This is a genomic window from Streptomyces venezuelae (genome assembly GCF_008642355.1).
Lineage (GTDB): Bacteria > Actinomycetota > Actinomycetes > Streptomycetales > Streptomycetaceae > Streptomyces > Streptomyces venezuelae_B.
The window spans coordinates 5,431,665-5,441,569 of the sequence record NZ_CP029193.1 but is presented as its reverse complement, the minus strand read 5'-3'; the positions used below and the strand labels follow the sequence as shown (position 1 = coordinate 5,441,569).

The window sequence follows — 9,905 nt, the reverse complement described above, 5'->3', positions numbered from 1 at the left end:
TTTCCGGCCGTACGGAGTGGCCGATTCCTCACCCACACGGCCCGCGCCCCGAGCGCCCCGTCAGGACCCGCCGCAGGATGGGCACATGCCCACACAGTCCACGCCGCGCGCCAGCGCACTGGCCGCCGCCACTCTGCTCCTGTCCGCCGCCCTCGCGGGGTGCGGCGGCAGCGACGACTCCAAGGACGAGGATCTGTCGGCTCAGAAGCTGAGCTGGAAGGACTGCCCCGCTCCCGACGCGGCGGAGGGCGGCGGCGAGGCCCCGTCCCCGCTGCCCGGCGGCGCCGAATGGCAGTGCGCCACCATGAAGGCGCCCCTCGACTGGTCGAAGCCCAAGGGCGACACGGTCGACATCGCCTTGATCAAGGCGGCCGCGAGCGGCGACAAGGGCGACCGCATCGGATCGCTCGTCTTCAACTTCGGGGGCCCCGGCGGCTCGGGCATCACCACGCTGCCCGCCTTCGGAGAGGATTACGCCAAGCTCCGCACCCGCTACGACCTGGTCAGTTTCGACCCGCGCGGCGTCGGCCGCAGCGCCGGCATCAGGTGCGAGGACGACTCCGCCCTGGACACGTACTTCCAGCAGGACGCCACGCCCGACGACGAGGCCGAGCGCAAGAAGCACCTCGACAACGTCCGGGAGTTCAACAACGGGTGCGAGAAGAACGCGGGAAAGACCCTCCCGCACGTCCGCACCACCGACGCCGCCCGCGACATGGACCTGATGCGCCAGGTCCTCGGCGACGACAAGCTGCACTACTTCGGCATCTCGTACGGCACAGAACTCGGCGGCGTCTACGCACACTTGTTCCCCGAGAAGGTGGGACGGGCCGTCTTCGACGCGGTCGTCGACCCCACCCAGACCGCCGAACAGGGCTCCCTCGGCCAGGCCGAGGGATTCCAGCTCGCGCTCGACAACTTCGCGAAGGACTGCACGTCACAGGAGGCGGACTGCCCCGTCGGCGACACCGAGCAGGACGTCAAGGACCGCATCGCGAAGCTCCTGAAGGACCTGGACGGCAAGCCGATCCGCGGCATCCCGCCGCGCGAGCTCACGCAGACCGCCGCCACCAACGGCATCGCACAGTCCCTGTACTCCAAGGACTTCTGGCCGTATCTGACGCAGGGCCTCGAAGAGGCCTACGAAGGCGACGGCAAGATCCTCATGGCGCTGTCGGACTCGATGAACGGGCGCAACGAGGACGGTGAGTACAGCAACATCCAGTCCGCCAACATCTCGATCAACTGCGCGGACGACAAGGCGCGTTACGACGCGGCGTACGTGGAGAAGAGGCTTCCCGAGTTCCGCGAGGCGTCGCCCCTGTTCGGCGACTACCTCGCGTGGGGCATGGTCGGCTGCACCGACTGGGCCGTCGAGGGCCAGGCCGACCACCCCGACGTGAGCGCGGCGGGAGCGCCGCCCATCGTCGTCATCGGCAACACGGGCGACCCGGCCACGCCGTACGAAGGGGCCCGCAAGATGGCTCAGGCGCTCGGCAAGGGCGTCGGCGTCGAGCTGACGTACAAGGGCCAGGGGCACGGGGCGTACGACAGCAAGAACAAGTGCGTGCGGGACGCCGTCGACGGCTACCTGCTGGACGGGAAGGTCCCGAAGGAGGGCACGGTCTGCTCCTGAGGCCCCGCCTTGTTCCTGGGGCCACGTCCCGCTCCTGGAGGGCCGCGTCCCCCCGCCCCGTCTCTGTCAGCGGTCCCGCCTACGATGGCCTGAACTGTCTTCCGAGGGGGGAAGCGCCTTCATGCAGCGTTTCGTACGGTCCGCGGCCCTGGCCGCAGCAGGCGTGCTCGTGGCGGGTCTGGCCGCCGGGTGCGGCTCGTCCGACGACGGGGACGGGGACGGGGACGGGGGCGACGGGAAGCACCCCTCGGCGACCGCTCCCGAGCCGAAGCCGAAGCCGGACCCCTCCTCCACCCTGCCCGCCTCGCTGACCACCCAGAAGCTGGACTGGGGCCGCTGCAAGGCACCCGAGGGCGGCAGCGCGCCCGGTGCCGAATGGCAGTGCTCGACGCTGAAGGTCCCGCTGGACTACGGCAAGCCGGACGGCGGGACCATAGGCATCGCCCTGATCCGCGCCAGGAGCACGGGCAAGGGCGACCGCATCGGCTCCCTCCTCTTCAACTTCGGCGGCCCCGGCGGCTCGGGCGTCTCGGGCCTCCCGTCCTTCGCCGACTCGTACGACGCGCTGCGCGAGCGGTACGACCTGGTGAGCTTCGACCCGCGCGGGGTCGCGGCGAGCGAGGGCGTGCGCTGCCGGGACGACGCGGCGACCCGGGCCGCGGAGAAGAAGGTCGACCTCACGCCGGACACCGCCGCCGAGGAGAAGGCGTACTTCAAGGACGCGAAGGACTTCGGCGCGGGCTGCGCCAAGCACTCGAAGAACGTCGTCGGGCACGTCTCGACGGACGACGCCGCCCGCGACATGGACGTCCTGCGCCAAGTCCTCGGCGACGACAAGCTGCACTACTTCGGCGTCTCGTACGGCACGGAACTCGGCGGCACGTACGCCCACTTGTTCCCCCAACGCGTCGGCCGCCTCGTCTTCGACGCGGTCGTCGACCCGAGCGCCGACTCGATCGGCCACGCGGAGAACCAGGCGCGCGGCTTCCAGCGCGCCCTGGACAACTACTTCACGTCCCGAGGCCAGGACCCCGAGGCGGGCTCCGCGAAGATACAGAAGCTGTTCGAGCGCCTGGACGCGAAGCCGATGCGCACCTCGGGCGACCGGAAGCTGACCGAGTCCCTCGCCCACACCGGCGTCCTCGTCACCCTCTACAGCAAGCAGACCTGGCCCGCGCTGACCCGCGGCCTGGAGGACGCCGAGAAGGGCGACGGTTCGGCGCTGCTCCAGCTCGCCGACGCCTACAACGAACGCGACGCGTCGGGCCGCTACAGCACGCAGAGCCACTCCCAGCGGGCGATCGCCTGCCTGGACACCAAGGCGCGGACCACCCCCGCGGAGGCGAAGAAGCGCCTGGACCGGTTCCGTGACATATCGCCGGTGTTCGGCGAGTTCCTCGGCTGGGACACGGCGGGCTGGTGCCACCAGTGGCCGGTCGCCGGTCTGCACGACTCCCCCGAGGTCAGCGCGCCCGGCGCCGACCCGATCCTCGTCGTCGGCAACACCGGCGACCCGGCCACGCCCTACGAGGGCGCCCGCAAGATGGCGGACGAGCTCGGCAAGGACGTCGGCGTCCACCTGACGTGGAAGGGCGAGGGCCACGGGGCGTACGGCAACGGCAGCGACTGCGTGGACGACGCGATCGACACGTATCTCCTCGACGGCAGGGCGCCGAAGGACGGCAAGGTCTGCTCATGAGAAAAGCCCCGCTCACCCTCCGGTGAGCGGGGCTTTTCAACAGATCAGTAGACCGGCTTGTCGGGCTCGATCTGGTTGACCCAGCCGATCACGCCGCCGCCTACGTGCACCGCGTCCGCGAAGCCCGCGGACTTCAGCACGGCGAGGACTTCCGCACTGCGGACACCCGTCTTGCAATGCAAGACGATTTTCTTGTCCTGCGGGAGGTCCTGGAGCGCGTTGCCCATGAGGAACTCGTTCTTCGGGATCAGCTTGGCGCCGGGGATCGAGACGATCTCGTACTCGTTGATCTCGCGGACGTCGATGATCTCGATGCTCTCGCCGTCGTCGATCCACTCCTTGAGCTGCTTGGGAGTGATCGTCGAACCGGCCGCCGCCTCTTGGGCCTCCTCGGACACGACGCCGCAGAAGGCCTCGTAGTCGATGAGCTCGGTGACGGTGGGGTTGTCGCCGCAGACCGCGCAGTCGGGGTCCTTGCGGACCTTGACCTGGCGGTACTGCATCTCCAGGGCGTCGTAGATCATCAGGCGGCCGACCAGCGGGTCGCCCGTGCCCGTGAGGACCTTGATCGCCTCGGTGACCTGGATGGAGCCGATCGACGCGCACAGCACGCCGAGCACGCCACCCTCGGCGCAGGAGGGGACCATGCCGGGCGGCGGGGGCTCCGGGTAGAGGCAGCGGTAGCAGGGGCCGTGCTCGCTCCAGAAGACGGACGCCTGACCGTCGAAGCGGTAGATGGAACCCCATACGTACGGCTTGTTGAGCAGCACACACGCGTCGTTGACCAGGTAACGCGTCGCGAAGTTGTCGGTGCCGTCGACGATCAGGTCGTACTGGCTGAAGATGTCCATCACGTTGTCGGCCTCGAGCCGCTCCTTGTGAAGGATCACGTTCACGTACGGGTTGATGCCGAGGACCGAGTCCTTCGCGGAATCCGCCTTGGAACGGCCGATGTCCGCCTGGCTGTGGATGATCTGCCGCTGCAGGTTGGACTCGTCGACCTCGTCGAACTCGACGATGCCGAGCGTGCCGACACCGGCCGCGGCCAGGTACATCAGCGCCGGCGACCCGAGGCCGCCGGCGCCGACACACAGCACCTTGGCGTTCTTCAGCCGCTTCTGCCCGTCCATCCCGACGTCGGGGATGATCAGGTGGCGGGAGTACCTGCGAACCTCATCGACGGTGAGCTCGGATGCGGGCTCGACCAGGGGTGGCAGCGACACGGGGACTCCGTTGGTCGGTAATGCGGAACGGTTGTTCTGCAAGTAACACTGCCACGCCCTTCTTCATTCCGAGACACCCGTTCCGATACGCGAGACGATTTCGTCCCAGTAACCGGGCAGGGACTCCCAGGGGTCGCCCGAGCCGCCACCGTCCACGCCGCTCCCGTCCACGCGGTCGGTGAAGTAGATCGTCGACGCGCCCTGCCAGCGGGCGATGCGCAGCGCCTCCTCCAGGTGACCGCGCGGCATGCCGTGCACGAAGTGGCAGAACCGCTCGGCCGGGTAGTCCGCGGTCCACTCGGCCACCTGCGACCAGCGGTAGTCGCTCCACGGGCCCGCGAAGGTCACCAGTTGGTCGCCCGTCTCGGCATAGCCGGGATACGGGTGCGTGCCGTGCCCGAGGACGATGTGCGCGTCCCCGACCAGGGCCCGCAGGGTCGCCACCGTCCTGCGCACCTCGGGGAGCGCGGTCCGCTCGGTGGGACAGCGGTCCAGCGAGAAGCCGTCGACCTGGTACCAGTCGAGGTAGCGGTGCGCGTCGGAGATCAGCTCCCCGAAGGCGCGCGCGCCGTACGTCGTATCCAGGTGACCCAGCACGCGGACGCCCGCGTTCCGCAGGCGCCCCGCCGCCTCCAGGCAGTGCGGGTCCGGCCGCTCCCCCGGACCGTTGGCAACATTCAGGACAACCCACTTCAAAGGCGTGCCAGGCCGGGTGAGTTCGGACCATTCGACGGGGGCGACCAGCGGGTGGGCGAAGCCCGGGACACCGAAGCCGATGCGTACCTCGGTGCTCGCGGTGCCCCTCGTGGCCCTGGTCAGATGCGGCATGCGGCCTCCATCCAGATGTCGGCGAGTGACTCTTCGAGGTTGATGCGGGGCCGCCAGCCGAGCCGGTCCCGCGCGGTGCGGACGTCCGCCTGCTGCCAGCTCCCGCAGCCGTCCGGGTAGGGGTACGCGGCCGCGGCCGGCCCCCCGTGTTCGGATTCGCCGCGGGGGTGGCCGATGGATGTCCGCACGGGCACCTGGTCGAGTTCGTGCAGCGCGCCGCCGTACCCCGCGACGCGGGCCAGGACGGCGGCCGCGTCGCGCAGTCGTACGGCGCGCCCCGCGCCGATGTTCACGATTCCCTGCGCCGCGGAGAGAGAGGCGGCGTGCACGGCGCGCGCCACGTCGCGTACGTCGACGAAGTCGCGCTGCACGCCGAGCCCGCCGAGCTTCAGCTCGCCGTCCCCGGCCTGCATGGCGCGCCGCATGGCCTCGGCGAGCCGTCCGAGCGGCGATCCGGCGGGTGTGCCGGGCCCCGCGGGCGAGAAGACGCGCAGGACGACGGCGTCGAGCCCGGAGCCGAGCACCAGTTCCGTGGCGGCCAGTTTGCTGACGCCGTACGGTCCGCCGGGCCGCGGCACCGCGTCCTCGGCCGTGGAGGATCCCGGCTGGCTCGGCCCGTACTCCGCGCCGCAGCCGAGCTGCACGAGACGCGCCCCGCAGCCGCTGCGTCGCAGGGCTTCGCAGATGGTGGCGACGGCGACGGTGTTGTGCCGGGTCAGGTCGCGGGCGCCGCCCCGGGTGGCACCGGCGCAGTTGATGACGACGCCCGGGTGGACGGCGTCCAGGAAGCGGGTGAGCGCGCCGGGGCTCCCGCTGGCGAGATCGAACCGTACGTCCGAGTCGTCGCCGCGGCCGAGTGCGGTGAGCTGCACGGCCGGGTCGGCGAGCAGCCGGTCGGCGACGAACCGGCCGAGGTATCCGTTGGCTCCGATCAGCAGCACCCTCATCGGGCGCCTCCCGGGGTGGCCGCTCGGCGGCGGAGACGGCTGCGGGTGGTCATCTGTGTTTCTCCTTCGGGAGGTTGCCGTGGTGCACGGGGAGGGCCCGCGGTGTCGGCCCCGCGGGAGAGTGGTCATCGGAGGAGCGGCCCGCGCCGTGACCGGCGTGGGCCGAGGCCAGGGCCAGGGTCCTGGCCGCGTGGACCAGGAGGACGAGGGCGGCGGCGCCGCACGCCGCGGTCGGTACGACGCCGGGGCCCCACGCGTCGACGGCGGCCGTGACGGGGACGGCGAGCGCGTCGAGCCCCGGCAGCCGACCGGCGAACGCCAGGGCCGGCGCGGCCACTTCGCAGGTGCCCGCCGCGCCCAGGAGCAGGACGGGGGCGCGGATGAAGCCGTGGACGGCGAGGAGCCGGGCGAGGAGGAGCAGGGTGCCGAGCGCGAACGGGCCGAGCAGGGCGAGCGTGCCGTGTCCCCGGCCCGCTCCCGCGCCCGCCCCCGCGTCGCCGAGCAGTGCGTGCGCCCCCGCGAGCAGCGCCCCGAGCGCGCCGAGGAACAGCGCGAGGACGCCTGAGAGCAACGGCCTCACGGAGGACGCGAACTCGTCGAGCCCCCGGCTGGCGGCGAGCCGTGCCCCGGCCCGTACCGCGAAGAGGCGGGCGCACCAGATCGCGGGCGCGACGGCGAGCGCGAGGCCGAGGAGCGCGGCGGTCGCCGGGGCCCAGAGGTCGCCGGGGCCGTCCGGTCCGCCCGTGACGGCCCCGTGCAGGAGGCCGTCGCCGAGCAGGGCGTACGCGAGGAGCCAGCACACCCACGCGCGGGTGGCGCGTACGGGGCGGGAGGTGGCGCGCAGGGGGCCGTTTCGCAGGGCGACGCGCAGGGCGAGGGCGACGGCGAGTGGGCCGACGACCGTGACCGTGAGCCGCACGCTTCCCTCGCTGAACGCCGCCCCGGCGACGGCGGCCCCGCACACCGCGCCGGGCAGGAGGGCGAACAGCGCCCAGCCGGAGGGGACTTCGGCGTGCGGGGAGGGGGTCGCGCGCGCCTCCGCCGTCGACGGCGTGTGTCCGTCCGGGAGCGTCGGCACGCGCGCGTACATCTCCTCGGCCAGCGCGAACACGTCCCGGTGCCGGAAGCGGGCGGCCGCCCGGTCGGTGACGCCGTGCGCCTCCAGGCCCGCGGCGATCTCCAGCGGGTGGACGGCGCGCTCGCACAGCTCGCGGTGCCGGTGCATCAGGGCCTTCACGGGGTCGGCGGCGCCGCGCCGGGGCGGCGGCTCGGCGCGGGCGGCGGCGCGCGCGGGCGACGACGGACTCACGGCGCCCTCGCACTCCGGCGCGTCCGCGTGCACTCCCGCGCCCGCGCGGTCCGCCGGGCGCCTGTCCCCGCGCCGCCCCTTGCCACGCGCGTCCCAGCCGCTGTCGCCGTCATCGCCGCCGGCGTTCTCTCCGCGCTCCTCGCCGAAGGCGGGAACGGAGACGGCGACGGGCACGGACACCCCCTCGCCGGGCAGCGCCGCACCGGCGCCCAGCAGTTCCTCCGACCGGGAGTCCCAACCGTTCGCGCCTTCCGGAGCACGCGGCGCGTCCACCGCACCGGCCCCACCTGCCGCACCGAGCCCCTCATGCCCCGTCATACGGCAGCCCCCTTGAACCGATCCCCCACCGGAACCCCCTCAGTCACGGCCCAACTCGGCACTGACACCGATACCTCTGCCGTGGCCCCGGGCCCGCTCCCGGTCCCGCCCCCTGCCGCGCCCCCCGTCGCCACCGCCCACCGCCCCGGCACGTACGCCTCCGCCGGGTGTGCGAACGGCACCGGATCGCCCGTCTCGTCCACCGCGTCCCTGCGGACGGGGCAGTGCGAGACGATGTCCAGGTAGATGCTCCGAAATGCCGCGATGTTCTGCTCGACGGTGAAGAGTTCGAGGGCCCGCGCCCGCGCCGCCGCGCCCAGGCGCGCGCACCGCTCGGGATCGCGCAGCAGTGCCACGCACGCTTCCGCGAGCGCCCGCGGATTGCGCGGCGGTACGACGAGTCCGGTGCCGCCGATGACCTCCACCACCGCCCCGACGTCCGTCGAGACGGTCGCGCGTCCGCAGAACATCGCCTCGACCAGGCTGATCGGGAAGCCTTCGACGACGCTGGAGAGGACGACGACACCCGCGGAGGCGTACGCGTCGGCGAGGCCCGGCACGTCGGGCCCGCCGATCTCCTCGAAGGAGACGGGGTTGTCGCCGATGGCGTGCGCGCCCGGCGCCTCGTCCGGGAAGAGCCGCGCGGCGAGCGCGCGGCAGTGCGCGAGGTAGGCCTCCGCCTCGGCGCCTTCCGCGGGCGCCCCGACGATCCGCAGGCGCGCCGCCGGCACCCGCGCGTGGATCTCCCCGAAGGCGTGGAGCAGGGAGATCAGGTCCTTGGCGGGCTCGACGCGGCCGACCCACAGGAGGGTGTCGGGGGCGGCGGCGAAGTCGTCGTAACCCCCCTCGCCGATCTCCGTGAAACGGTCCGCCTCCATGCCGGGGTGGACCGTGCGGAGTTTCGCGCGGTCGGCGCCGCAGCGTTCCTGCCACCGTCGCGCGTGGGCGTTGCCGGGGGTGATGACCGTGGCGCCGCGGTAGACCTCGGCGGCGAGGAGTCCGTGGAAGGAGGCGAGCAGGGCGCGTGTCGGCGCGCTCAGGTCCGTGTCGCCCGCGGCGAGGTGGTGCGCGCGCAGCTGCACGCCGTACTCGGTGACGAGCAGCGGCACCCCCGCGAAGTGCTTGGCCAGCAGGCCGGGGAGCGCCGCGGGTCCGCCGGAGGTGGCGTGGCAGAGGTCGGCGGCGCCGAGTGCGTCGGGGCCGTACCAGTCGAGGGAGAGCGGTCGCAGGGCCCGTTCCATCAGTCCTGCGGCGGCGAGCAGGTCGGGGACGCGCGCGGTGTGGGCGGCCCGCAGCGCGCCCGGCGCGCGGCAGGCGCGCTCCAGGGTGCGGACGGCGGACTCCGAGCGCAGCGCGCCGACCAGACCGCCTTCGGTGCGGGCGAGTTCGGCGAGTCCGTACAGAGCGTTGCCGAAACGGTCCGCCATCGCGTCGCGATCGCCCCGGCAGACGGCTTCGGCGAGCTCCGCGAAGTGTTCGTCGAACCGCCGCCGCGTCCGCCTCCCGCGCCTGCCGCGGGGCCTCGCGGCGCGGAGTGCCTCGTCGTCGACGGTCCACAGCGGCGCCGTGCGCACCCTGCCGACCTGCGGCGGCAGCTCGACCCGGCCGTGCGCCTCCTGCTCCTCGCCCCGGCTGAGCGCGTAGATGTCGAACTCGTGCTGCGCGAGCCCCCGTACGAGTCGGTCGCACCAGAGCCTCGTCTCACCGTTCACATACGGACAGCCACTCTCCGTAAGCAGTCCGACGCGCACGCGCGCACCCCCGATCTCCCGTTCGGTGAGCCGCCGTTGGCCGGCGGCTCGCAGCGGGACGAACGTAAGCGGTCATGCAGGTGGCGCGACGGACGGTTGTCCATCGCGCCACCAGAAGGGGTGAACGGCAGTAACTTTCCGGCGCCGGTGGCGTTCTGTCGCGCTATGGCACTTCAGAAGCCGCCATTCGTCAC

The 9,905-nt window shown here is 72.5% G+C and carries 7 protein-coding genes; 2 read left to right on the top strand and 5 right to left on the bottom strand.

Annotation, left to right across the window (positions count from 1 at the left end):
• Nucleotides 1–85: 85 nt before the first annotated feature.
• The gene (locus DEJ47_RS25440) at nucleotides 86–1,636 is read left to right on the top strand and encodes an alpha/beta hydrolase (protein WP_150171974.1); all 1,551 of its coding nucleotides are present in this window, start codon (nucleotides 86–88) and stop codon (nucleotides 1,634–1,636) included.
• Nucleotides 1,637–1,757: 121 nt separating this feature from the next.
• Nucleotides 1,758–3,335, top strand: a complete 1,578-nt coding sequence (locus DEJ47_RS25435) for an alpha/beta hydrolase (protein WP_150171972.1) — start codon at nucleotides 1,758–1,760, stop codon at nucleotides 3,333–3,335.
• 44 nt (nucleotides 3,336–3,379) lie between these two features.
• Here DEJ47_RS25435 and moeZ read toward each other — a convergent pair whose 3' ends face one another.
• From moeZ to DEJ47_RS25410, 5 genes are all read right to left on the bottom strand, one after another.
• Nucleotides 3,380–4,558, bottom strand: a complete 1,179-nt coding sequence (gene moeZ, locus DEJ47_RS25430) for an adenylyltransferase/sulfurtransferase MoeZ (protein ID WP_150171970.1) — start codon at nucleotides 4,556–4,558, stop codon at nucleotides 3,380–3,382.
• A gap of 63 nt (nucleotides 4,559–4,621) precedes the next feature.
• Nucleotides 4,622–5,386, bottom strand: a complete 765-nt coding sequence (locus tag DEJ47_RS25425; protein ID WP_150171968.1) for a spherulation-specific family 4 protein — start codon at nucleotides 5,384–5,386, stop codon at nucleotides 4,622–4,624.
• Nucleotides 5,374–6,333: an NAD-dependent epimerase/dehydratase family protein gene (locus tag DEJ47_RS25420; protein WP_150171966.1), complete on the bottom strand. Its 960-nt coding sequence runs from the start codon at nucleotides 6,331–6,333 to the stop codon at nucleotides 5,374–5,376. The genes DEJ47_RS25425 and DEJ47_RS25420 overlap by 13 nt, the downstream gene beginning before the upstream one ends.
• Nucleotides 6,334–6,382: 49 nt before the next feature.
• Complete coding sequence (locus DEJ47_RS25415; RefSeq protein ID WP_190415553.1) at nucleotides 6,383–7,960, bottom strand: hypothetical protein; 1,578 nt, start codon at nucleotides 7,958–7,960, stop codon at nucleotides 6,383–6,385.
• Nucleotides 7,957–9,711 carry a DUF3492 domain-containing protein gene (locus DEJ47_RS25410; protein WP_150171964.1) on the bottom strand — a complete coding sequence of 585 codons (1,755 nt, stop codon included), beginning with the start codon at nucleotides 9,709–9,711 and terminating at the stop codon, nucleotides 7,957–7,959. The genes DEJ47_RS25415 and DEJ47_RS25410 overlap by 4 nt, the downstream gene beginning before the upstream one ends.
• Between the last annotated feature and the right edge of the window lie 194 nt (nucleotides 9,712–9,905).

Bases quoted from the DNA above. Each gene is read 5' to 3' on its own strand.
- DEJ47_RS25425 (WP_150171968.1), bottom strand. From the start codon at position 5,386: ATGCCGCATCTGACCAGGGCCACGAGGGGCACCGCGAGCACCGAGGTA.
- DEJ47_RS25420 (WP_150171966.1), bottom strand. From the start codon at position 6,333: ATGAGGGTGCTGCTGATCGGAGCCAACGGATACCTCGGCCGGTTCGTC.
- DEJ47_RS25435 (WP_150171972.1), top strand. From the start codon at position 1,758: ATGCAGCGTTTCGTACGGTCCGCGGCCCTGGCCGCAGCAGGCGTGCTC.
- DEJ47_RS25440 (WP_150171974.1), top strand. From the start codon at position 86: ATGCCCACACAGTCCACGCCGCGCGCCAGCGCACTGGCCGCCGCCACT.
- DEJ47_RS25415 (WP_190415553.1), bottom strand. From the start codon at position 7,960: ATGACGGGGCATGAGGGGCTCGGTGCGGCAGGTGGGGCCGGTGCGGTG.